General features: G+C 34.9%; 26 protein-coding genes. 25 read left to right on the top strand and 1 reads right to left on the bottom strand.

What is annotated here, in order from left to right:
• Positions 1-47: 47 nt before the first annotated feature.
• The 4 genes from CRN96_RS12795 (at position 48) to CRN96_RS12780 (ending at position 2,295) form a co-directional block, all read left to right on the top strand.
• Positions 48-314, top strand: a complete 267-nt coding sequence (locus CRN96_RS12795) for a hypothetical protein (RefSeq protein WP_097042854.1) — start codon at positions 48-50, stop codon at positions 312-314.
• Positions 315-668: 354 nt separating this feature from the next.
• Complete coding sequence (locus CRN96_RS12790) at positions 669-929, top strand: hypothetical protein (protein WP_097042852.1); 261 nt, start codon at positions 669-671, stop codon at positions 927-929.
• Positions 930-1,226: 297 nt separating this feature from the next.
• Positions 1,227-1,823 (top strand): restriction endonuclease, encoded by a 597-nt coding sequence (locus CRN96_RS12785; RefSeq protein WP_097042901.1) that lies wholly within the window; start codon positions 1,227-1,229, stop codon positions 1,821-1,823.
• A gap of 91 nt (positions 1,824-1,914) precedes the next feature.
• Positions 1,915-2,295, top strand: a complete 381-nt coding sequence (locus CRN96_RS12780) for a hypothetical protein (RefSeq protein ID WP_097042850.1) — start codon at positions 1,915-1,917, stop codon at positions 2,293-2,295.
• A 161-nt stretch (positions 2,296-2,456) separates the two neighbouring features.
• On the opposite strand, the gene CRN96_RS12775 is transcribed toward CRN96_RS12780, so the two are convergent.
• Positions 2,457-2,738, bottom strand: coding sequence for an AbrB/MazE/SpoVT family DNA-binding domain-containing protein (locus tag CRN96_RS12775; RefSeq protein WP_097042848.1), 282 nt, complete (start codon positions 2,736-2,738; stop codon positions 2,457-2,459).
• 434 nt (positions 2,739-3,172) lie between these two features.
• Between CRN96_RS12775 and CRN96_RS12770 the strand changes: the two genes are divergently transcribed.
• The 21 genes from CRN96_RS12770 (at position 3,173) to CRN96_RS12675 (ending at position 22,865) form a co-directional block, all read left to right on the top strand.
• Positions 3,173-3,496 carry a hypothetical protein gene (locus CRN96_RS12770; RefSeq protein ID WP_097042846.1) on the top strand — a complete coding sequence of 108 codons (324 nt, stop codon included), beginning with the start codon at positions 3,173-3,175 and terminating at the stop codon, positions 3,494-3,496.
• Positions 3,497-3,555: 59 nt separating this feature from the next.
• Complete coding sequence (locus CRN96_RS12765; protein WP_097042844.1) at positions 3,556-3,828, top strand: hypothetical protein; 273 nt, start codon at positions 3,556-3,558, stop codon at positions 3,826-3,828.
• Positions 3,829-4,234: 406 nt separating this feature from the next.
• Positions 4,235-4,366, top strand: a complete 132-nt coding sequence (locus CRN96_RS13475; protein WP_281254140.1) for a hypothetical protein — start codon at positions 4,235-4,237, stop codon at positions 4,364-4,366.
• A gap of 222 nt (positions 4,367-4,588) precedes the next feature.
• Positions 4,589-5,386 carry a ParA family protein gene (locus tag CRN96_RS12760; RefSeq protein WP_097042842.1) on the top strand — a complete coding sequence of 266 codons (798 nt, stop codon included), beginning with the start codon at positions 4,589-4,591 and terminating at the stop codon, positions 5,384-5,386.
• A complete protein-coding gene (locus CRN96_RS12755) occupies positions 5,370-5,612 on the top strand; it encodes a hypothetical protein (RefSeq protein WP_097042841.1) in 243 nt (80 codons plus the stop codon). The genes CRN96_RS12760 and CRN96_RS12755 overlap by 17 nt, the downstream gene beginning before the upstream one ends.
• A 66-nt stretch (positions 5,613-5,678) precedes the next feature.
• Positions 5,679-5,891 (top strand): hypothetical protein, encoded by a 213-nt coding sequence (locus CRN96_RS12750; RefSeq protein WP_097042838.1) that lies wholly within the window; start codon positions 5,679-5,681, stop codon positions 5,889-5,891.
• A 331-nt stretch (positions 5,892-6,222) separates the two neighbouring features.
• Positions 6,223-6,558, top strand: a complete 336-nt coding sequence (locus CRN96_RS12745) for a replication initiator protein A (protein WP_143544322.1) — start codon at positions 6,223-6,225, stop codon at positions 6,556-6,558.
• Between the two features lie 11 nt (positions 6,559-6,569).
• Positions 6,570-7,622 (top strand): replication initiator protein A, encoded by a 1,053-nt coding sequence (locus tag CRN96_RS12740; RefSeq protein ID WP_097042835.1) that lies wholly within the window; start codon positions 6,570-6,572, stop codon positions 7,620-7,622.
• A 218-nt stretch (positions 7,623-7,840) separates the two neighbouring features.
• A complete protein-coding gene (locus CRN96_RS12735) occupies positions 7,841-8,098 on the top strand; it encodes a hypothetical protein (protein WP_097042833.1) in 258 nt (85 codons plus the stop codon).
• A 4-nt stretch (positions 8,099-8,102) separates the two neighbouring features.
• Positions 8,103-8,591 (top strand): hypothetical protein, encoded by a 489-nt coding sequence (locus CRN96_RS12730; RefSeq protein WP_097042831.1) that lies wholly within the window; start codon positions 8,103-8,105, stop codon positions 8,589-8,591.
• Between the two features lie 278 nt (positions 8,592-8,869).
• Positions 8,870-9,190: a hypothetical protein gene (locus CRN96_RS12725; protein ID WP_097042829.1), complete on the top strand. Its 321-nt coding sequence runs from the start codon at positions 8,870-8,872 to the stop codon at positions 9,188-9,190.
• A 576-nt stretch (positions 9,191-9,766) separates the two neighbouring features.
• A complete protein-coding gene (locus CRN96_RS12720; protein WP_097042827.1) occupies positions 9,767-9,997 on the top strand; it encodes a hypothetical protein in 231 nt (76 codons plus the stop codon).
• Positions 9,997-10,290, top strand: a complete 294-nt coding sequence (locus CRN96_RS12715; RefSeq protein ID WP_097042825.1) for a pilin — start codon at positions 9,997-9,999, stop codon at positions 10,288-10,290. Before CRN96_RS12720 ends, CRN96_RS12715 begins: the two co-directional genes overlap by 1 nt.
• A gap of 106 nt (positions 10,291-10,396) precedes the next feature.
• Positions 10,397-12,748 carry a hypothetical protein gene (locus CRN96_RS12710; protein ID WP_097042823.1) on the top strand — a complete coding sequence of 784 codons (2,352 nt, stop codon included), beginning with the start codon at positions 10,397-10,399 and terminating at the stop codon, positions 12,746-12,748.
• Positions 12,745-13,497, top strand: coding sequence for a hypothetical protein (locus CRN96_RS12705; RefSeq protein WP_097042821.1), 753 nt, complete (start codon positions 12,745-12,747; stop codon positions 13,495-13,497). Before CRN96_RS12710 ends, CRN96_RS12705 begins: the two co-directional genes overlap by 4 nt.
• Positions 13,487-13,975 (top strand): single-stranded DNA-binding protein, encoded by a 489-nt coding sequence (locus CRN96_RS12700; RefSeq protein ID WP_179647234.1) that lies wholly within the window; start codon positions 13,487-13,489, stop codon positions 13,973-13,975. Before CRN96_RS12705 ends, CRN96_RS12700 begins: the two co-directional genes overlap by 11 nt.
• A 19-nt stretch (positions 13,976-13,994) precedes the next feature.
• Positions 13,995-16,769, top strand: a complete 2,775-nt coding sequence (locus CRN96_RS12695; protein WP_097042818.1) for a VirD4-like conjugal transfer protein, CD1115 family — start codon at positions 13,995-13,997, stop codon at positions 16,767-16,769.
• A gap of 20 nt (positions 16,770-16,789) precedes the next feature.
• Entirely contained in the window at positions 16,790-19,873 is a 3,084-nt protein-coding gene (locus CRN96_RS12690) for a pLS20_p028 family conjugation system transmembrane protein (RefSeq protein WP_097042815.1), read from the top strand.
• A 56-nt stretch (positions 19,874-19,929) separates the two neighbouring features.
• Positions 19,930-20,292, top strand: a complete 363-nt coding sequence (locus tag CRN96_RS12685) for a DUF5592 family protein (RefSeq protein WP_097042813.1) — start codon at positions 19,930-19,932, stop codon at positions 20,290-20,292.
• Entirely contained in the window at positions 20,279-20,872 is a 594-nt protein-coding gene (locus tag CRN96_RS12680) for a hypothetical protein (RefSeq protein ID WP_097042811.1), read from the top strand. The genes CRN96_RS12685 and CRN96_RS12680 overlap by 14 nt, the downstream gene beginning before the upstream one ends.
• A gap of 61 nt (positions 20,873-20,933) precedes the next feature.
• Complete coding sequence (locus CRN96_RS12675; RefSeq protein ID WP_097042809.1) at positions 20,934-22,865, top strand: VirB4 family type IV secretion system protein; 1,932 nt, start codon at positions 20,934-20,936, stop codon at positions 22,863-22,865.
• The last annotated feature ends 126 nt before the right edge of the window (positions 22,866-22,991 follow it).

The following is a 22,991-nucleotide window of genomic DNA, read 5'->3' as shown; positions in this document are numbered from 1 at the left end:
GTAAGTCCTTTCTTAAAAACATATTTTATATTATAAGGGGCGAATATATGAGGATTTCTCATGATTACACGGATTTATTATCAAAATTTTTGTTAGATTTAAATAACACAGAGATAGTAGATGATGAATATGTTTATGTTACTAGAGGGGCAGAACAATCAATATATGATATAACTACCAATGATGTAGTGAGATATAAGCCTGTCATAAGCTATCATTTATACTTAGATAAAATTGAAGAAGATATAAGTTATGAAAGAATAAAGGTCATTCATTTAATGGATGAATTGGTTACTGTAAATAATTGGAGGTAAAATATAAGATATTTTTTCTATAATTCAAAGTATTTATAAAACACAGGAATGTTAAATAGCATTCCTGTGTTTTATTTATATAAATTGATTAAAGCAATCTTCCGTTAATGATGTTCTATTGCCTGATTAATGTTCAAGTGTGTCCCCCACTTTCATCAAGTAGTGAAAGATGTCGTTGTTACTGCCATACACTATCAACTTCACGTGCAGATCGCAATGACAAGCACTAACGTGTACTTACGTATCATTGACAATCTGCACGATTCGTTGATGGCCGTGTATTGTAACAACATTATTCTTTCACTACTTCACAAAAGCAGTGTTAGAAAAATTTTATAAAAGGAGTTCTATATAATGAAAATTCAATTTGAAAGTAAGTTTAGAAATGAAGTTATTACAGCTATTAAAGAAAAAGGTTATACAGTGGAATATGATAAGACATGGGATTTGTTTGAAGTCTATACACCAAAACAAGTTTATGTGATGGCTTTTATTGCCGATAAAAAAGTAAGCTTTATTGAAACTGAGGATAAGAAATACCCATTTAATTTCACTTACTGGAATGGTATCCCTCCAAAAGAAATCGCTCAAAGCATACAAAATCATAGTGAATAAAATCTAGTGTTATCATAATAATCAGACAGACGGCCAAAACATACAATCATACAGAAATATTGATGGTTCTCTCTATATGATAACCATCAATATTCTTTCCATGAAGTTTTCATAAAACACACGTATCGAAAGGTAAACTGTATTGAACTATTAATAACAGAAAGAAGTGAAGACGTGGTACTTAAACAAATAATCAGGTATGTCATTTACTTTTTCATCGTCCTTTTAATATTAGAGAACATACAAAAGGGCATAATTAATGGTTACTTTATTATTTTTCTAATACTCCTGATATTGATGTTACCTGTTTGCCGTTTCCCGTATCAAAAATACAAAGAGAGAAAAATGTTAAAGCAAGTGGCAAAAGCAGGCATCCATGAAATAGATAAGATGGACGGCCATCAATTTGAAATGTATTTAAAAGCATTGTTCAAGGAATTGGGATATAAATCAGATGTCACAAAGGGCACACGGGATTTTGGTGCTGATTTAATTATGAAGAATGATAAAAAGAAGGTTGTGATACAAGCAAAGCGGTACGGTTACAATAATAAAGTCAGCATCGGTGCTGTTCAAGAAATATATTCAGCTATGCCGTATTACAAGGCAGATCAAGCAATTGTCATTACCAACAGTTACTACACTACTGCCGCAGAGGAACTAGCAAAGGCATGTAAAGTCAGGCTGTTAGACCGGAAAACGCTCATTCACTTCATCAACAAAGTCAATCCATCTGTTGAAGCGAAAACTGTCAGACAGACGGTTGAACCGGAACAGCGGAAGTGTCCGACCTGTGAAGGTACATTGGCACAAAGAATCAGCAATGCAGGTAATACATTCATGGGTTGTTCAAATTTTCCACGATGTCAGCATACCGAGAATGTTGCTAAATAACACAAATGTTATTATGTTATTTTATATAGTAGCATAAATGTGTTATCATCTTACTATATAGAATCACTAGTAAAAATAAGGAGAGGAAAAGGTGTTTAAAATGAAAGAAATCATAACTAATATAATGAAAAGTTTAAATAATGATGATTTGAATGAACATCCATATTTATTTAATAAAGAAGCACTCGATAGAGAAGTTGAAAATTATTGCATAGATAAAGGCTTTATTTATTATGTTGGTGACTTACAGGCACTTGATGCAGAAGAAAAAAGAGAGTATTTATCTGAACTTTCTTATGAACTAAAATTTTATAAAAATTTGTATCAAAATAATATGATTGATAACAAAGCTATATTGTTGCAGTTTTTAAGGAAACACAAAATTTTTGAAGCAATCACACGATATGATTATCATTCAGTTTTTAATGATTATTTTACTTCTGACGATATGAAGGAAATAATGAATATATAGTGTTCTTGATTGTAAATTAATTATACTGGTGTAATTTAGCTAATAAAAAGGATTTCTATGGCATCACCGAACCCCCAATCTATAGGAATAGATTGGGGGTTTTTGATGTGGTTATTGTTGCCTGTTTCCATAACACTTTAAAATAGAAACATCTGTTAAGATCAGCCATCCACTTTCTTCGATTGTATCTCTTCTAATAGTATCTGCACCCCTTCTTTGCTTAGAACGATGTTTCCGTCAGCAAAGCGCATATTTTCATGAGAGACATCTCCTGTCACAATACAGGTCATCTCTGGTTTGTATTTCTTCAAAATGATTTCATCATCATTCGTCAATATTTCAATCGGGTCTTTGATTTCGATATTAAGGATGCGTCGAAGTTCAATCGGTATCACGATCCGCCCTAATTCATCTACTTTTCGTACAATTCCAGTTGATTTCATCAAATTCCTCCATCGATATTCCATATTTATAAAAGTATAACAAATCGGTTTAAAACGTTAAAACTATTTTGAATATACGATCTCTTAATACATTAGTACAAATGAACTCATTCACGGTAGCAACCTCACATATATGATGTTCGATTGCTTGATTGAGGCTCAAGTGTGTACCCCACTTTCACACAGCAGTGAAAGATGCTGTGTTTACTGATATGACACTATCAACTTCACGATCAGATCGCAACGACAAGCACTGCCGTGTACTCCGTATCGTTGACAATCTGCTCGATTCGTTGATGTACGTGCATTGTAAACAACAGCATAATTCTTTCACTGCTTCTAAAAGCGAGTGTTAGAAAAATTTCAAAAGCAATCAAGGCAATGGAAAAAAATTTTAGCAGTTATGCAAATCACATTTCAAGGAGAAATTTTTTATGAAAAAAGTTTGGGTAGACGATTTATCATTAAGAAGTCAAAACTTGTTTAAAGAGCTTGCACAGTTTCACGACAATATGGACATGGAGGATATTGCAAACGGTATTAACAGTAAAGTTGAAGATTTAGTTGAGAATGAAAAAAAATATGGCTTTAGACACTGCTCAAACCCACACTGTAAAGAATTTTTTGAACAGGGCTATCTGACGGAAGATAGTACGACTTTTTGTAGCAGAGGTTGTGCAGAAGCAATTATCACAGATATCGAAGAAGCAGATTATAGTGAATTTATATTCTACACACATTGGGAACCAGAAATATAAAAACGGCAGGGGGCGCCCCCTGCCCCATAATAAAAAATAACATTCTAGGAGTGAATAAAATGATTGAAGTAATATCCAGAGAAAAAATACAAACAGTATTTGAGGGGGAAGAAATTGATTATGATATATATATTATGGAAGAAAAAACCCCCTTCTCTACAAAAGAAGTGACAATTATCGTTGATTTTAAGAAAGAAGAATTAACAGGAGACTGCATCGCATACGGTGGATTTTATGATATATCAATTGATGAATGCCTGTCATACATTAAAGAAATTACGCATCCAATTAGAACATTTGATTATATTAAAAATAAATATTCTTCGAAATAAAAAGTTAATATCGTTAAGGGTGGGCCTAGTATATATCCCCTACTCCTCTCAAATTCATATATAAAAGCCCTGGTCGATATGATTAGGGCTCTTTTCAGTTTCAATAAAACAACTGAAATGAAGCAATCTCACGTATATGATGTTCGATTGCTTGATTGAGGTTCAAGTGTGTACCCCACTTTCACACAGCAGTGAGAGATGCTGTGTTTACTGACATGACACTATCAACTTCACGATAAGATCGCAACGACAAGCACTGGCGTGTACTTCGTATCGTTGACAATCTGCTCGATTCGTTGATGTACGTGCATTATAAACAACAGCATACTTCCTTCACTGCTTGCTAAAATCGAGTGTTAGAAAAATTGAACATTGTTTTATAAATAATTATAAAAAGGTGATGAAGATGTTAAAACTGAAAGTAAAGAATGAAATTATTGATGTACATTATAATTTGGAGACAGTAAACGATATTGAGGCTGCCCTTAAAAAAATAAAAGATAAAAAATCCGATTATATTTCAAAAAATGTTAGATGAAATACACTTTATAAAAAATAAATAGTGTGATGGGATAAACGATTTACTTTGACAAAGAACAAAGAAACCAATTGCAGTAATGCATTGGCATCCTACCACATTAATGTTATTGTGTTACTTTATATAATGACATAAATGTGATATTGTTATAATATAATTAAATATATATGCTATTTAGCACTATTACTATTTCACACAACCTGATTTGGAGGGAAAATGTTTATGACAAAAATTATATCTTTTTCAAACTACAAGGGCGGAGTCGGCAAAAGTACAATCACCGAAATATTCGGTTTTTTATTGGATAGAGATCATGACAAAAAAGTATTACTGATTGATACTGATCCGCAGATGAATTTGAGTGATAAAATCAGAAGAACATTTAATGTAGAAGCGAAACCAAAAAAACAATTGATGCAGGCGATTGAAGATCAGACGATTGCAGATGCACGAGTGACTATTAATGACAACATAGACCTGCTTGTCGGTGACTGGCAGATCGAAAAATTTCCGCAACATGTGGCTAAGCTACCTGCGCAAGCACAGTTTTATTTACTCTACACGCTCACGAAAGATATAGTAAAAGAATATGAGTATGTGCTGATTGACACACGACCATCAACAGATATCATGACAAACAATGCGATTGCAATGTCTGACTATGTATTGATTGTTGCAAAGACAGAGCAAGACAGCTTTATATCTTCACAACGATACTACAAGTATTTGTCAGAGATGCAGCGCTATAATGAAAATCTTAAATTGCTCGGTGTCATTCAATATCTTGTCAATACAAGAGGAAGCACAGACAAAAAAGTGATGCAGGATTTTGCAGAGCTATTCGAAGAAGATGTTTTAAAAAGTATCATCCGTTCCAGTGAAAGAGTGAAAACATGGGGTTATTACGGTATCACGACAAATTATGCACACGATAAGAAAACAATGAAGATGTATCAAGAAGCCTTGAACGAAGTGTTAGAAAAATTAGAAAAGAGGGATGAAGATGTACCTGCTCATTGACGATCAAACAAACGAAGTGACAATGACTGAATCTTTTCTTGAATTGAAACAATACATTTTAAACTTTCTATTTGAAAATAAAGCAGACTTAATTTTAGATGAACGGCTACAAAAGATTTATGACGAAATTGTCAGTGATATGTTTGTTGCAGAGGATGATGAAGCTGTTCGTAGATGTCTGAACGCAGTCAACGTGTACTTTAACTTAAGAATGTGGGTAAAATAAATAACACATTTATACTATATTGTTATTATGTTATAATGCTATTATACACTAATTGGAGGAATAACTATGTCTGAAAATAATTTTGATAAAAATATGAATGCTGATGAAAAAACGCCAATCTCTGATAAGCGAGATATATCTGGACTTATGAATAGTCGCAAAGAGTATAAAACAATTAATTTATATAAAGACGATCATCAGAAACTGAAGTTTGAAAGTGCGAAATCCGGCAGGAGTATCGTTGATATTCTTTCAGAATTAATCAATGAAAAATACTAATCGTCGAACGATTTTCAAATTTCTGTTTGTAATTATACGAAGAATCGCTATAATTGACACAAGAAATAAAATAAGCACTCAACTACTGGTAATAGTTGAATGCTTGAAATCCAAACGTTCCCCAACGTTTTACGCATCATTAACATTGAATGCGCTGTTTGAATTAAAATAGTGAAAAACCGTAGGAGATTCACTAATTTATTATAATGTTTATAATTGCATTATATACTATCGTGCATGCAATGTAAATATATAAACAATGAATTAGTGTACTCCTAAACCTTTTCATAAAAGGATTTTTAGGAGTTTTTTATTTTTGGAGGTTATTATTTTGACCAAGGAATATAAAAACATTTCTAATGAATTTTACTTGATGCCTAAACTTTTTTTTATTGATGAAGATTATAAAGATTTAGACAGTGACAGCATTTTACTTTATACAATATTGCTTGATAAAACAATGAACTTATCCGAGACGGCCGGCTGGGTGGATGACGAGGGCAGTTTATATGTCATTGCTCCCGTCAAAGACTTGCAGATTATTTTAAATTGCAGTACGTACAAGATTGCAAAAATAAAAAAAGAACTCGTTGCTTACGATCTGATCAGTGTTGTGCGCGGTGGCATTTCTGAATACGACAAAATATACGTCAAACAAATAAATTAGAGGTGAAGGTCATGGAGAGCCAGAGAATATCAGCACAAAAATATAATCAAGAAACCTTTTATAAACTTTATAAATTTCTTTTTAAAGATGATCGTTTAAAACAGATGTCAGACTCTGCAAAAATAGCATATACGTTATTCAGAGATCGTTTTTATTTGTCACAACAGAATAATTGGATAGATAAAAACGGACATATCTATCTTCATTTTACTATTGCAGAAATATGTGATGTTCTTGGTTGTGCGAACCAAAAAGCGACAAAATTAAAAAGAGAACTGAAACAATTCGGCCTGCTCGAAGAAGAACGAGTAGGGTTTAACAAACCAAACAAAATTTACATGTTAGAACCAAAATTAACAGAAGAAACGTCTGAAATAACTGATATGACAAGGACTAATGATAATCATGACACCGAGGCGAGAGAATCAAACTTCAGGAATCATGATAATCACACATCAAGAAATGTGACTATCACACATCAAGAAATGTGGAAATCATTATCTAATAAGAACTATTCTATTAAGACTAATAATAATAAGACTTACTATAACTTGAATAACATGTATAACTTGGAAGAGAACGATAACTCTGAAAAACAAACAAGTCATTCAAGTAATGCAAATCACCGTTCACAAAATAAGGTTAATCAGTCTTCTGAAGAACAACACAAGAAAAATTTTTCTTTTAACAAATATCCAGAAAAGCTTCAGATGGAATTAAAGCAATTAAATTATCAAGATGCAAAACTCTTGATGGATATATCGAACAAAGCGAAAAGTGCTGTTTCTAGAGAATATGCAGACATGAAAAAGAGATTGGATTTCACTTATGAGTTTCATGAATTCGAAATTAGTCAGATATTAAACAGAATGATTCAGAAAGCTAAATATGAGAATGTCTCAATCGCTCATATGTCTCGTTATATATCTCGTTCAATTCAAAATTATTTTAGAAAATATGCCGAAGAAAGTATGCAGGAGATCATTGAACAGGATATGTACGAAGTAAGTCTCGGCAAGCATAAGAAAGTGCAGGAATGGATCAATAGAATTCAAAATCACTAGATAGTTCAGTAACAAGAGTTATTGTGATTTGTTTATTAAATTTTGAGAATTTTCTTTACTAGGTTTATACTGCTTTGTTATGCTTGTACAAACAAGCATAACTATCTTGCATAAGTAAGTTAAAATATTTTAAGTAACTTTTATTCTTAAAAACAACTTATTTACTTATTTGCACATAGTTTACTTATTTGTTATAATAGTTGTAGAGGAAGTTATCAATGACTAAAAAAAAAATTGAAGTAGGAGTTGTGTCAGAAAATGAGTTGTTGTTGTTTTATGATTATCTGAATAGTGATATAGACAATAATCAATATGCTATTCTCGTCACAAACAACAGAGGAAAGGTTTATACGGCGCGTATGATTGATCAGGATGGAGATTATTGGTATATTCTAAAATTACTTTTTGATAATAAATATCAGAGAATCAAAAAAGAAGCTGTCCGTAGTTTCGAGATTAAAAAAATATCAAATTGAAGGAGTGAATTTTATCAGTAAAAAGCTCATTCTATTCTTCTCTACCACGATAATTATTTTTCTTTCGGCTTGTAGTACATCAAATGCTAATGCAATAGAAAGTATTCAAGATGAAATCCACTATATCGAAATCGATAATGAAAGAAAATATTCAATTACTTTTTTTGAAGATGGACGAGCCGATGTCGCATGGTACGTTAGAGAAGATAATCCTGAATCAGTAACTTATCAAATTAGCGAAGAGTCTGTTGAAGTAGAAGGGCAAGACCCTATGAAAAAGATTACTTTTGGTAATTTCCCTTCGAATAATTCGTATGATTTAAGTAATTCAAATGACAACAGCTTTCTGATCGAAGATACTGGAAGTGGGATAGTATTAAGAGATTACAAAGTGAATGAAGAAGAAGATATATATGTATTAAGTAAGGATTACGAAGCTGATTTTACTTCAGCAACAGAAGAAGATGATATTTTTTTAGTTGAAGCAGAGTAAACTAAACGATGAACGGAGTACATCAACGATGCACTCCGCCAAACTAAAAAAGTGAATATAAAGGGAATCAACAGTTGCGCCAACAACTGTTGGTATTTCATCAACTACTAGCACATTAGTAATTGAGCTCCCTCTTATTTATATTATAATATGTATGATGTCTTATCAAGCTAGACATTTACATACTCTCAATATAAAGAGGAAATGTGGGTTGCAAACTAACTGTGAAAAGTAGTTGGTGCAATCCACATTTTTTTTGAGAAAAGAGGTTGCATATTATGACAAATCAAACGTATGATACGAAAAGATTTAAGTTAGTTGTAATGCATCATCAATATTTTTCTCTTCAAGACATTGAAAAGCAAGCATACTCATTTATGACACAAGACAGAAAACACTACATCAATCTCGGTGAAGGTTATGCAATTATTCGTCCGAGAAAGTTATCAAATTTAAAAAATATTAGTGAGCATAACATCGTTAAAATCAGAGATTGTTATCACAAAATTATTCGAGCAAAAAATCAAAAGGGAAATGTCATCTGCAAGAAAGATCATAACGAAGAATGTTTGAAACGTGTAAAAATAGTTAAGAAATGAATTTAAAGATTAGGTAGCAATGATTTGTGAATATCATTTTCACAATAGGGCTGTACATTGAAAAATGAATACAGATACGCACGCTTCTCAAACGCAGACATACGTATGAAGTAGTAAGCAAGTGAATTCTTGTCGTGTAAGAGCTAAAAAGCTATGTTATGTCAGTCACACAAAGCAAAGTTACTTTGCTTTTTTCATTACAGTTTTTGATACTGCCACAATTATTTTAAAATAAGCGGTACTGGTCGATGCGAAGAAACGAGCATCGTTCAAAAACAAGGTTTGATAATTACACAGCCAAAAAATTATTTTAGTGTGACAATATAATATTTAAAAACGTTGATGTTCATGAATCAATGTTACCTAATCAATGCCGAATGACATTCAAGGAGGTGGTTTCTATCTTTCTATCCAAAATAATTTTATTGCAACTTCGTTGTTGATTCATGTTTAAAAATGAAAGGAGAGAAAATTTTTAAAAACGTGAGTAGAGGGTAAGAAAAACGGCGTTCGAAAAATAAGAAACTGTTTATCATTTATAGCGGTGTTCCAAATATATAAGGAGTGTGGATTTGAATGCAACTGACAAAACAAAAATTAAAAGACATTGTTGAAACAAAAACCAATAAGGATTTTGAGAAATGGAAAGCAGAACAATTAGAGAATCATATGCTGATGCTGATGAAGAAAGATAAAGAATACAGACAGTGGGAAGATCAATTTATCGAATCAAAGGTTATAGATATGATTATTTCTGATGCTGAAAAAACAGCAGGTAACTCAAATAAATTAGGGGGTAATCAATAATGCAACCCCTTTTTAGTATGTTTCAATTTTTAACTTACTATGCACAATCTATGTCGCTTGGAGCTATTAATCAAACAACAAGTACCATTGAAAATATTACTAGTGGTCTGGTGACAATTGGTGTGCCCCTCGGCGCTTTAGTGCTAGTTATTGCAGGCATTGTTTGGATGGTCGCTGGACAACAAGGGCCTCGGATGGCAAAAGGTTTGATCATCGGTGTGGCAGTCGGATTGATCTTAATATTTGCCGCAGATGCCCTTGCATCATGGGTCGCCAGTCAAGCGAGCTTCTAAATTAAAATGAATAAAGTATTTGTCAGGTATAAATGATAGACAGTCAACCATGCACTGTCTTTTTTTTATACCTTTTTTTATTTTCTAAAACGAAAGGAGAGCGATGATGTCAAATTATCAAGTTAAGTTGCTTATAATATCAAAAGCCGACCGAAGGCATTTTAACTATTTAAACCTTAATGCAAAGAAATATCACAGCATCGCTGTCATAGATGAATATTTAAAACACATAGAAGATGAAGTGCGAAAATCTTATAAGAACCCTGTTAAGCTTCGTTTTCATTTGGTAGAAATAATTGATACAGATGATGGAAAAAAACAAGAAAAAGTTGAGTTGGGTTCGTTTGAATATGATGTTCAACCAGACAAATCATTTGTGTCAGAAAATCGGTTTCATCAAATTGTAGAAACCGATTTATATCTCAATAATTCTAATGTCGATGATGCTTATAAAGAAGAAATTTTGAAAAATATTGAGCAGTCAAAGACAATCATGTCTGAACAAAATGAAAGCAGTCGTTCTAAACCGCAAAAAAAGTTCAGGATAAAAGAAACAATCGTTAATACATTTTTAAAGAAAAAAACAGATGTTTCAGAACCGGAAGAACGTAGCGAGAATCTATTTGAGGATTTGGAGGATGAAAATAAAGAACCAGAACTCTTTGATAAAAGCGAAGAAGTGCCAGATACACAAACAGAGGATGAAACAAGAGAATACAGTGAATCGAAAAACAGTGACGAGACTGTTTCAGAAGATATCGAAGCAGATGATGACGATAAAAAAGAACGAGAAATCAGTGAAGCAGACACAGAAAACAATGAAGTCACAGAAGATGATAAATCAATTGAAGCAGTAGAAGAAAAAACGCAGGAAAAGCCGGAAACCCGTCCATATTTTGAAGATATTTCTTTCGATAATCTCATTGATATTCCTGATTTTAAATTACCAAAAGTGAAATCGAGGGATTTGTTTCTCAAGCAAAGCGATGACCCTGTTGAAAATAAACGGTTATCGTTTTTATTTGATAGAGAGACACGTTTAGCATCTTATAAAGAACAATCTTTAGTTGAGATTTATCATGATCTTGTCGATAAGTATCATAACTATCTGTTTGCAAATGAGCAGGATATCGATGCAAAACTGGAAGAATACGAGCAGACGAGAGAAACTTTTGTTGAACAATTTATATATCCTTTTAAAGAAAAAATGAATGAAAAATTGGAAAAGACAAAGCAAACAATTGAGCAACAGAAAAAATCTGAACATGATGATTTTGTTGCACAACAAAAGCAGGCATTGCATCGTTTTGAAGAACAACAGAACAGTGAAGAAGAAGAAAAAATAAATGAATATAAAGTGCGCTTTCAAAATGAAATCATCGCGGAGAAAGAAAAAGCAAATCAAAAGTTTGAAGAAAAGAAAGAAGATTTGAAAAAAGAACTGACAGAAAAAGTGAAAGCGGATGTTTACAATTATGTTCTCTTAGGTCAACAAACACAGATTCAGAAATTAAATAATGAAGTATTTGAGTATGATGAAGAAACATACAGACAGCTTGATGAAAAAATTAAAGTGTGGCAGACAGAGCTTGAAAATAAGCAACAACAAGAAAAAATGATACAGGAAGAAGGTTTAGCGCAGGCAAAATATGAAGCTGAAAAAGAAAAAGCACAGTCAGATATCTTGTCTATAAGAGAAAAAGAACGTGAACTGGAAGCAAATGCGCAACGCTTGCAGGCACAGGAATTAGAACAAAAGCAAAATGAAATGGCATATCAACAGGAAGAACAGCGATTGAAAGCAATTGAAGTGGATGCAAAACAAAAAACAGCAGAAGCAAAAAAGCGGGAAGCAGAACGCATGATTCCTATGAGTGTTAGAAAAATTGGCGGTATCGTTGCAGGGGCAGTACTCGTCTTGTTCGTTCTTATCATGTTTGCTTTTCAATTATTCTTTAATGATGAATCAACATATGCTGAACTGATTGATGAAGAAGAATATGTTGAAGCTTATGAACGTTATCCAAACCGTTTTGATGACTTGTTGCAAACAGCTTATGATAACGGAGATTCAGAGACAATCAATTATCTAGCTGAACAATCACCAGAGAATACGACAGCAGAACTCTATCAGGCCATCATTCAGGGACAATCACAGGCGATTATGCGAGCCTATCAGAATATTGGCAATCCAGAACAATTAGATGACGATATATTAATGATTGTTGCGAATCAATATTTAAGTCAACAAAACATTCAACAAGCTCAAGCGGTGAGTGCATATATGAATGATCCTAACTATTCAGAAAGGATAGCAGAAGTGGAGAACTATATGAATATCAAAGAAGAGCTTGAGCAAGTCATTGAAGAAAGTGATGATGACGAAGAAGTTGAAAATGCAGAAAACACTCTTGCACAGATTGATGCCATTTTTAATAATCAGGAGGACACAGAATGACAAAATATACTGCATATACAGCGTACATCCACCAAGCATCGTTAGTGGATTGCCTACCCATCGCATCTTCATTGTTTGAATCTAGTGATCAGACTTTTCATATTGTCGTTGAAGTAAAAGAAAGCGAAAATGATTCTAAAATGTATAAATTCATCGTCAGTGAAAGAGAGAAAAATATCGTTTTAGAAAAGGTGCAAGTCGGAGATGAAATCATTGTACTTGAAGAACATTTTGATGATCACAAGCGCAATGACATCATTCTTAACAATGAATCGCTGTTAAAGAATGATGCAGGCAATGTATCACGTGTAAATCATTATTTAAATTCAGATACCAGTACATTTGATGAAGCGATGTATGAACATTATTACAATGCATTTGAATACACGTATGAGCGCATGACAGAAGCAGTGAAAGAAAATGTAGAAACAATTTATTTATACTTGAATGCTTTAGCAAACATGAAAAATGGGCAGTCAGTCAAAACAGGCACTGAAACGTTAATCAGAAAATCGATTGGATATGCTTTAAAACAGGATATTTCCTTTGAACACTTAATGAAGTGGTTTGATTTGAACCAAACGGAGAACATCAAAACGGCTATGAATGATGCAGACAGTGATGTCAGAGAGGAATTTTTCAAAACATTGGTTGCAACAAAGACAGAATTAAATGTTGAAGAATCTGATATATTCCAGTGCTTTAAAAATCTTGAAATCCCAAAGGAGACTGTTGAACATGCTAAATAAACATAACTATATGAAGGGGTTTATTGCTTCAAAAACAGCGCTTAAAAAGTCAGAGCACGCAACGTACATCCTTTTTAATATAGCCGAACCGAGGAAGTATAAAAATCATGAAACAGGAGAATATGAAAACAATACACAACACTTCCCATTCATAGCTTTCTCTAAAACAGCAGAATTTATCGATAAACACTTAGAAAAACATCAGCATGTAATCATTGATTTCAGAATGGATATGCAAAAAGTGAACATCTTAGATAAAGTACAATCGATCATCCGATTGACGGCAACTGCAATCGAATCACTGGAATCAAAAAACAGTGTGAAAGCACGGATTGAACGTTTTGCCGAAAAAGACAAAGTGAAAGAAACCGATGTTGAGCATCATGAATCTCTTGAAACAGACACAGATATTGACGAATTTATTACTGTAAAACAGAAACGAGTGACAGATAAAGATTATGATGACTTTGCCTTTTAATCAAAAGGGGGTGTAAATATTGAGGGCATTTCCGTTTAAGCTAAACTATGATATTAAAAAACAAGTTGAAAAGAAAGATTCAAAAGAGAAAGAGCAGTTGAACATCCGGTCAATTGTCGCAAATCCGTATCTATTACTCGGTGTCGGGTTAATGATGACAATTGTCGGCATGTTCATTGTCAACGCACTGATTAATTTATTCACCTCAACGTTTACAGCAGTTCAAAATATTGATTTCAATCAATCATTTCAAGCGAATACAGAACAAATGCAGTCCACGATTCTCACCACCGTACATCTGACACAGATTACTGAATATACAATGCTCCTGCTGATTGCACTCGTCGTGATCATACTTGTTATCACATATAAATTATATGGCGTACACAGGCGTTACAGAAAAATGAATGTCGGACAGAAAGGTGATAGTCGATTTACAAGCTTAAAAGAAATGAAGGAACTGTATCGATTAGTGCCACATAAAGATAAACTTTATGACGGTGAAAGTGGGTTTCCTGTTTCGCATTACCACGATCATTATTTTATCGATGATTCAACATCAAATACGTGCATTATCGGTACTTCCCGTTCTGGTAAAGGGCAAACCACTGTTTTTCCTGCCATCGATCTTGATTCCAGAGCCGAAAAACAGCCTTGTATGCTTAACGGTGACCCAAAAGGGGAGCTGTATTCAGGCAGTTTTGAGCCGTTGAATAAAAGAGGGTATGACGTTTATGCGTTAAACCTGCTCGACCCTGATAACGGCATGAGTTATAACCCACTTGAAATCATCAAACAATCGTATGAAAAAGGCGACTATGCACAAGCACAAGCCGATTGTTCGACACTGACCAACTCGCTTTTCATGGGCAAAGGTAACAAAGGTGACCCATTTTGGGATGCTTCTGGTGCAAATTTAACGAATGCTTTGATACTCGCAACAGTCGAGAAGTGTTTTAGAGAAAAAACACCAGAAAAAATTACGATGGGCAATGTGTATCGCATGCTGCTTGAGCTCGGACAGGTTGAAGAAGATGATGAAGGTAATGAAACCAGTCCACTCGATGAATACTTTGAGAAATTACCACCAGATCATATTGCGAAGCCGTCTTTTGCACAGCTAAAATTTTCTAAAAACAACACACGGAGTTCAATTTATGCTGTCACTACCGGAAAGCTTGAGATTTTCAGTCGTATACAAATTGACAAAATGACATCAAAAAATTCAATAGATTTCAATCGTATAGGATTTAATAAGCGCATGTATATTTACTTTAAAGAGGATTACGCTTTCAAACGTGGCGAAATTATTTTACGTGCAGAAAGTGACAATCCAGTGAAAGAAACATTTCAAGTGGATGCCTTCGGTTTTGCATCACTGAACTTTGATGAACAGCTTGAAGATGGCGATATGATTGATATTTATATGAATGATAAACAATATGCAACATATATCTTTCATCGGGTTGAGAAAGGCATTAATCCATATACAAAAGAAATGGATTATGAAGAAGAAAGTCAACTGGAATTTGTTGAATCTCAAGGTGAACCATTTTTAAAGCAAGCGAAAATGTACTACAGCAATAAACCGATTGCCATTTTCATGATCATTCCGGATTATGATAGCTCTCGAAATACCATTGCTTCAATATTCATTTCACAAGTGTACACAAACCTTGCACGCAGTGCTTCGTTGACACGTGGAAATAAGTGTCATCAAAGAGTGAAGTTCCGGTTGGACGAATTCGGTAACCTGCCTGCCATACACGATATGGATACAAACATCACTGTTTCCCTCGGCAGGAATATATTATGGGAACTCTATGTACAAGGGTATTCACAGTTGGATGCAGTGTACGGCAAAGATACGGCTCGCACGATTAAAAATAACTGTCAAAATCATGTGTATATCATGTCCACAGAAAAAGAGACAGCCGAAGAAATTTCAGCTTTATGCGGAAAGAAAACGGTACAATCCACGAACCGTTCCGGTAAAGAAGTGGGGGGCGATATCTCCTTAACAGATTCAGTTGATAGTGAACCCATCATTTTACCGCAAGACTTGTTACAAATGAAAGAGGGCGACACTGTTGTCTTACGGTTTTTAAAAAGAAAAGATTTGAAAGGCAATAAAGTGACCAGCTATCCATTATATAATAAAAATCTTTTGTCTATGCCATATGCACATCAGTTTTTAGGCGACACTTTTGACACGAATCAATCATTAAGCGACTTCGACATTCCCTCTGATCATCGGATGTTGCAGATTAAAGACATCATGATCGATTGGTCAGGTCGTTTAGAGCAAAAAAAGCAGTCCTATTTGGCGACACTACAATTATCACCCCAACAATTAGAGCAGTTAAAAGCTTACATCAAAAGTATTGCAGGCGGGAATGATGCATTTGAATTGTTAAAACGGAAAGAGACAAAAGCAGACTTTGAAGCTTCATTAGTCAATTTTTCAGCAAACTTGAAAATGGATGATAAAGACAAAGCGAAAGCACAGATAATAAAATCCGTTGAACGCATCATCAGTGGCGAAGCAGAGGAAGAAGAAACAGTAGTGGAAAATGAGGAACTGGATTCTGATAATGAAGAAGTGTTCCTTAATCCAAAAAAATTTTCATCTAACTTGTATGAACGCTGCTTAGACTATCTCGCAGAAAATTTCAGTTTAGAAGAAATTGAAGAATTTAAAGCATACACAGTCAGTACGTTTGAAAATCATATGAATAATACAAACCAATCCCATATTTATAAAAAGATTGTTGAAGATTTTCGAAATCATTAAACGAAAGGCGGTGATATTTTTTGGATGTTATAGAAATTCTACAGGAATTTGAAGAGTTCTTCATGCAAATGTCCGTGATCTGGCTTGTACTCTATCCATTAATCTGGTCGATACTGATTGATGGTTTTTATGATATCGCTGTCCGTATGGAGGGGGTACTCGATTCCGTCTTGTCGTTCGGTGGTGTGATGCAAAGTGAAGCGATGCAAGAGTTGTACCAATATCTCACACCCCTCGCTTTTGTGTTTTTGACAGTCGCAATCATCGGCATTGCGTTTCAATTAATTATCGGTAAGACAGTGCAAAAGACGAATATACTTCTTAATGTCGTGCTTGCGGTGGCCGTTATTTTGTTATTGCCGTGGATGGTGATGCAACTCGGTGAATTGAGTGATGACTTTATTGAAGTCAGTCAAAGTGCAGGTGTTGAAGATAATATAGAAGTTAGTGCTTTATCGACTCAAATTGTTCAGAAAAATACACGTGATGTCGTTTATCTTGCCCGTAATGATTTCACTGAATCTGACGACAATATCAATAATACAATCACAGACAATAATATCCGAAGTATTGATTTTACAGAAGTTGTGCATCCGAATCCGGATGACAGCGGTGACCGTGATTATGGAGAAAGTGACGGTGGCGAAGATATAAATGGAATGGATGTTTTCACAAATAAAATCGTCGATGATAATGAGGGGGATGAAACGACGGAAGAAATAGAACCGTTTGAGTTAAGCATCATCGGTGAAATTCCAATTTTAAATGAATACTACTATCGATATACTGGCAATTTCATCAATATGTTTGCACAGCTCGGTATCTTAATTGCAGTAATGTTATTCACCAGTTTCAAAGTCATTCGGTTGTTTTTTGAAATCGCATTCGCAAATATCATTGCACCATTTGTGGCAACGACGGATTTAAGCACAGGTCAACGTACCAAACAATTACTCAAAGACCTTGTCATCAACTTCTCTGTCGTTGGGTTAGTGATGTTAGTATTCAAGTTATTCATGTTGATGATGAATTATTTAAATACGTTAGATTTGAATCCGATAGTATTTACCATCATCATGTTTGCGCTCGGTTTGGCAACCATCGATGGCCCAGATCAAGCGAAAAAATTACTCGGCATCGATATCGGTGTCAAAGATGGTTATAGACAGCTGATGGCCGGTTTAGCGGTAGGCACAGTCGCATCAAAAGCAACAAGCGGTGTCCGCAGTCACATCGGTAATGAGAAAGATAAACTGATGCAACAACAACAAGATAAAAAAGAAGATAAAGAAAGCAAGGCAGATCGACTTTCAGGCAGTGGTGCAAACAGTAATGACAGCAATGCTTATTCAATCGATAGTGACTTGAATAATGCGATGAACAGCAATGGTTATATGAATAGTAAAAATAATCATGGCAATACAAATACAGATAGCACAAGCACAGATAAACAAACAGATGGTCAGTCGTCTGTATCTACAAATGATTCATCTGCACCTGCAAATGAATCTTCTGCTGATTCTTCTGCAAGTGGCACACAACAGCAGGCATTAGAAAACATTGTACAGAACACAGACAATGATTTGGATGATAAAGAAAGAAACGTGTTAGAAAAAGTTATGAATGAGGGCAGTGCTTCACTAGATGCGGATGAAAGGCAAACACTCAACGGTATTGCGACAAGTGATGCGATTGGTACAGATGAAAAGCAGGTGCTTGAAAATGTCGTGTCGAGTGACAGCAGTAATATCTCCGACGATGAAAAACAAGTGCTTGAGAACTTGATTTCAAATGATACAAACAATATGTCTCAAGGTGAGAAACAGGTGCTTGAGAACTTGATTTCCAATGATAGTAGTAATATCTCCGACGATGAAAAACAAGTGCTTGAGAACTTGATTTCAAATGATACAAACAATATGTCTCAAGGAGAGAAACAAGTGCTTGAAAGCTTGATTGGCAGTGACAGCAGTCAAGAAAACCAAAACAAGAACGTGTTAGAAAACATCATTTCGAGCGATAACGCAAATATTTCATCAGAAGAAAAACAAGTGCTTGAGAATTTAATATCAAACGGTAGTGAGAACATGTCACAAGGCGAAAAACAGGTGCTTGAGAACTTGATTTCGAGTGATACGAGCAATATGTCTCAAGGAGAGAAACAGGTGCTTGAAAGTTTAATTGCAAGTGACAGCAGTCAAGCAAGTCAAAATAAGAACGTGTTAGAAAACATCATTTCGAATGATAACGGAAATATTTCATCGAATGAAAAGCAGGTGCTTGAAAACATTATTTCAAACGGTAGTGAGAACATGTCACAAGGCGAAAAACAGGTGCTTGAGAACTTGGTTTCAAATGATACAAACGTTATCTCACAAGGTGAGAAACAAGTGCTTGAAAACATCATTTCAAATAATAATGTGGGCGCACAAGAGCGACAAGCAGTTGAAAATGTCGTGTCGAGTGGTGGACAGCACACACAAAGTCAACAAAACGTCGAGCAAGTGATCGGCAATCAAGCTTCTTTAGAACCAATGACACAACAGATGATTCAAACTTTAAGTAATGAAGGCAATATGACTGCACCCGACATTCAACAGAATGTCGTCAGAATGATGAATGCTGGTGCGATTGGGGCGCAGGAAGCAGATGCGGTCATCAATACATTGCATTCTCCGTCATCAGCAACTACTGAACAAAGACAAGTCGTAGAAAATGTACTCACTAATCACCCTAATCTGGAAGGTCAAGATCGGACATCAATTGAAAATGTCGTCACTCAGTCTGCTAATATTGGGGCGCAGGAACGACAAGTCTTTGAAAAAGTGATGGAAGCACCACACAATATTTCACAGTCTGATCGGCAGGTGCTTGAAAATGTGGTCTCGAATAACAACAACTTAACAGCGCAGGAAAGAACAGCGATAGAAACGGTTGTAAAAAATCATTCAACAAATGAAGCACCTCAACAGTCATCAGGTAACAGGCAGGTCACTCAAACAGAAGATATTGTACGGAATATGAAAACCAACTTTAATACAGACAGCAATCGGATGGCAGACCTCAAACGTCAACAACAAGAAATGAACAGTCGATGGAAATAATAATCAATAAAGGGGGGCGTATTGTCCTCTTAATTTTTTGAAAGGAGAACGATACAGTGGCGAAAGAAAAAGAAGAAAGTGCAAATGTCTATATCATTCCAAAAGACATGATCGCATCGATGCAATTCTTCGGTTCAATCACTTTGATGGATATAGCTTATCTAGCAGGTTTTATGTTAGTCGGCATCATTGTAACGAATGTGATGCAGGTTGAAGGCATATTGCTGACAATTGTTGTCATGCTATTTCATTTTGTTCTCGGTGTGATCTGTATTCATCGGCCGATTACTAATCCGGACAGAAGATTTATTGCAGTATTAATCACCGTCTTGAAAGATCAGGATAAAAATGAGTATAAAGCAATTGATAAACATTATTACAATCAAAAGCGATTGGAGGATGAAGATGGCTTTAATTGATGAAAAGAAAGTTAAACAGAAGAAATCACAAATAAAATCTAAAAAACGAAAGGCAGTACAGTACGACCATACTGTTTTAGATATATTGCCTTATAAAGAGATATTAGATGACGATTCAGCACTCATTGTTGGTACGGACAATTCCTACTATCAAATTTTTAAAGTGATTACTCACGCATTGAACTTGTCCAATCAAGAGGAAAAAAACAGATTGATGATGCGGTTTGCGAATTTTAATCGTTTAATGGATTCAGACTATAAAATTATATCCACGCTCTTTCATATCGATAATTCTCCGCAGAAACAATATTGGACACAGAAAGTGAATCAGGCAAAAAATGCACAACAAAGAAAATATGCAATGGAACAGCTTTTAGTCTTAAATCGTGTCGAAGATGATCCATCGCAGAAGAATCAAGAACATTTTCTTGTCATTAATGCAAAATCGAAGGAGAACATGCGGAATCTAGTTGAAACGCTGTATCGATCGCACAACGGTATGATAGAACCTCAAGGATTGAGTGTTCAGAAAAAAGAACAGTTGATATTCCGTTTAAACAATCAAAACACCACACGCTAACACAATAACATTTTAACTTATTAGCATTATAACAATATCACATGAAAGGATGATGAAGTATATGGCGCTTTTCGGCACAAATCCAGCGAAAGCCATTGCACATTATGAAGCAGAGGGCTATGATTTGGGGTTTCTTTCACGCGTTGCACCGCAGGGCGGCATCAAGTTCCCAGATAGAAATATTCGGATGGGGGATGGCTATGTTGCAATGTTGTACATCACAGATTTTCCAGAAACCATTCATGACAATTGGCTGACACGGGTCATCAATCGAGATGGTATCATCGGCATGGTGGATGTCAAAACGATGGATAGAAACGCTGTACTCAAAAATGTGAAACGATCTGTTGCAGAACAGTCCTCTCGTATACAGGAAGATAATACAAGTGCTATCTCAAGAAACGAAGCAATAAATAAATACCAATCATTAAATGAAGTCGCAGAAGATATTAATAGATATGGTGAAGTCACAAAAGCAGTACAGGTGAGATTGTATATTTCAAAACCAACTGAAGTAGAGTTAGAAAGAGAAGTTGCACTTATTCGTAAAGACTTAGATGCGATGGGATTTCGTGCTTATAACATGCTGTTTGAATCCAGTGATCATTATAAAGCGCTGTTCCTGACACCTAAAAAGCAAGAAAAACAATTAAAAGTAAAACGCATTGGTCAACAAATGCCTGCTCGAACGCTAGGCGGTGGCTATTACTTTGATCATGCACAACTCACAGACCCAACAGGTGCTTATTTCGGCCAGACATTAACTGGTGGGCCAGTCATATTTGACATATTTCATTCAGATAAAATTCGGAAGTCTTTCAATGCAATTGTATTCGGCACGATGGGAATGGGGAAATCCACATTACTCAAAATGATTGCAGAAGAACAGTTTGCGAAAGGGAACTACATTCGAGGGTTTGATAAATCCGGTGAGTTTTATGACATGATTATGGAGCAGGGCGGTCAATACCTTGCACTGGATGGTTCAGATGGCAAACTCAATATGTTTGAAGTCTATGCTACAGCAACGATGTCTGCTAAAGATTTAACGCCCTCACAGGTAGGTAGTTTTCAACAGCAAATTGCAAAGTTGACGATGCAATTTTCATTACTCAATCCAGAGTTGAAAGAGGATGATAAAAATAACTTGAGAATATGGTTCACAAATTTCTATATCGATTGGGGCTTGTGGAATCCAGAGATTGATGAAGAAAACGATATACTCGGTTTAGATTCAAACGAGTATCCAATATTAAGTGATTTTAGAGATTATCTAAAAGGTTTGCCATTAGGCAAAAGTGCTTCAAGAGAGTTAAAAAGAACGAAAGAGAAAGTTCTTACATTGATTGAAGATTTAATCACATCAAACGGCAGAATGTTCAATGGTCATACTTCCATCAACCATATCGAAGAAGAACAAGTTGTTTTCTTTAATATTGATGGGCTTGTCAACTTATCCGAAAATGTATCAAGCTGTCAATTATATACCGCACTCAACTTGTTTTGGTCACAGGCACTCGCTAATGGCCGAAAAATGAATAGGAAATATTATAATCAAGAAATAACAGTCGATGAAATCGAACGCTTTTTAATTTTGATTGATGAATGTCAAAACGTAATAAACGGTAACAATCCACGATTAGTTGAGTATATTACAACGTTTCAGAGAGAAATGAGAAAGTTCTTTGCAGGCATTGTATTTGCTACACAGTCACCTCAAGAAATTTTGCCGGATGGTAATGATTCACAAGTCATTTCAAAACTGAAACAGATCTTTGAATTGACACAGTACAAATTTCTGTTACGGCTCGATCAGTCCGTGAATGAAAAAATGAAAAATACTTTAGGTGACATCATTAAAGAAAGTGAATATGATTTAATCCCTCAATTAAGTCAAGGACAAGTCCTTTTATCAATCCAAGGGGCAAATAACTTAGTGTTTAATACTCGACCGACAAAACAACAACTCGAACGTTTCAAAGGCGGTATTTGAAGACGAGACCTATATATATATTATATAGGTCTTTTTATAGTGCGCCAGGCATGGCGACTATCTAGGTGGTGAAAGTCCACTGTGGGGGTACACATCAACCAACCACTAGAGAAACGCAAGGCATTT

The organism is Salinicoccus kekensis, assembly GCF_900220995.1.
Lineage (GTDB): Bacteria > Bacillota > Bacilli > Staphylococcales > Salinicoccaceae > Lacicoccus > Lacicoccus kekensis.
Note: the sequence above shows the minus strand (reverse complement) of the source record. Positions and strands in the feature narration are given on the sequence as shown.

Coding starts and splice junctions, on each gene's coding strand:
- CRN96_RS12795 (WP_097042854.1), top strand. CDS start 48: ATGAGGATTTCTCATGATTACACGGATTTATTATCAAAATTTTTGTTA.
- CRN96_RS12790 (WP_097042852.1), top strand. CDS start 669: ATGAAAATTCAATTTGAAAGTAAGTTTAGAAATGAAGTTATTACAGCT.
- CRN96_RS12785 (WP_097042901.1), top strand. CDS start 1,227: ATGTTACCTGTTTGCCGTTTCCCGTATCAAAAATACAAAGAGAGAAAA.
- CRN96_RS12775 (WP_097042848.1), bottom strand. CDS start 2,738: ATGAAATCAACTGGAATTGTACGAAAAGTAGATGAATTAGGGCGGATC.
- CRN96_RS12770 (WP_097042846.1), top strand. CDS start 3,173: ATGAAAAAAGTTTGGGTAGACGATTTATCATTAAGAAGTCAAAACTTG.
- CRN96_RS12765 (WP_097042844.1), top strand. CDS start 3,556: ATGATTGAAGTAATATCCAGAGAAAAAATACAAACAGTATTTGAGGGG.
- CRN96_RS13475 (WP_281254140.1), top strand. CDS start 4,235: ATGTTAAAACTGAAAGTAAAGAATGAAATTATTGATGTACATTATAAT.
- CRN96_RS12760 (WP_097042842.1), top strand. CDS start 4,589: ATGACAAAAATTATATCTTTTTCAAACTACAAGGGCGGAGTCGGCAAA.
- CRN96_RS12755 (WP_097042841.1), top strand. CDS start 5,370: ATGTACCTGCTCATTGACGATCAAACAAACGAAGTGACAATGACTGAA.
- CRN96_RS12750 (WP_097042838.1), top strand. CDS start 5,679: ATGTCTGAAAATAATTTTGATAAAAATATGAATGCTGATGAAAAAACG.
- CRN96_RS12740 (WP_097042835.1), top strand. CDS start 6,570: ATGGAGAGCCAGAGAATATCAGCACAAAAATATAATCAAGAAACCTTT.
- CRN96_RS12735 (WP_097042833.1), top strand. CDS start 7,841: ATGACTAAAAAAAAAATTGAAGTAGGAGTTGTGTCAGAAAATGAGTTG.
- CRN96_RS12725 (WP_097042829.1), top strand. CDS start 8,870: ATGACAAATCAAACGTATGATACGAAAAGATTTAAGTTAGTTGTAATG.
- CRN96_RS12720 (WP_097042827.1), top strand. CDS start 9,767: ATGCAACTGACAAAACAAAAATTAAAAGACATTGTTGAAACAAAAACC.
- CRN96_RS12715 (WP_097042825.1), top strand. CDS start 9,997: ATGCAACCCCTTTTTAGTATGTTTCAATTTTTAACTTACTATGCACAA.
- CRN96_RS12710 (WP_097042823.1), top strand. CDS start 10,397: ATGTCAAATTATCAAGTTAAGTTGCTTATAATATCAAAAGCCGACCGA.
- CRN96_RS12705 (WP_097042821.1), top strand. CDS start 12,745: ATGACAAAATATACTGCATATACAGCGTACATCCACCAAGCATCGTTA.
- CRN96_RS12700 (WP_179647234.1), top strand. CDS start 13,487: ATGCTAAATAAACATAACTATATGAAGGGGTTTATTGCTTCAAAAACA.
- CRN96_RS12680 (WP_097042811.1), top strand. CDS start 20,279: ATGGCTTTAATTGATGAAAAGAAAGTTAAACAGAAGAAATCACAAATA.
- CRN96_RS12675 (WP_097042809.1), top strand. CDS start 20,934: ATGGCGCTTTTCGGCACAAATCCAGCGAAAGCCATTGCACATTATGAA.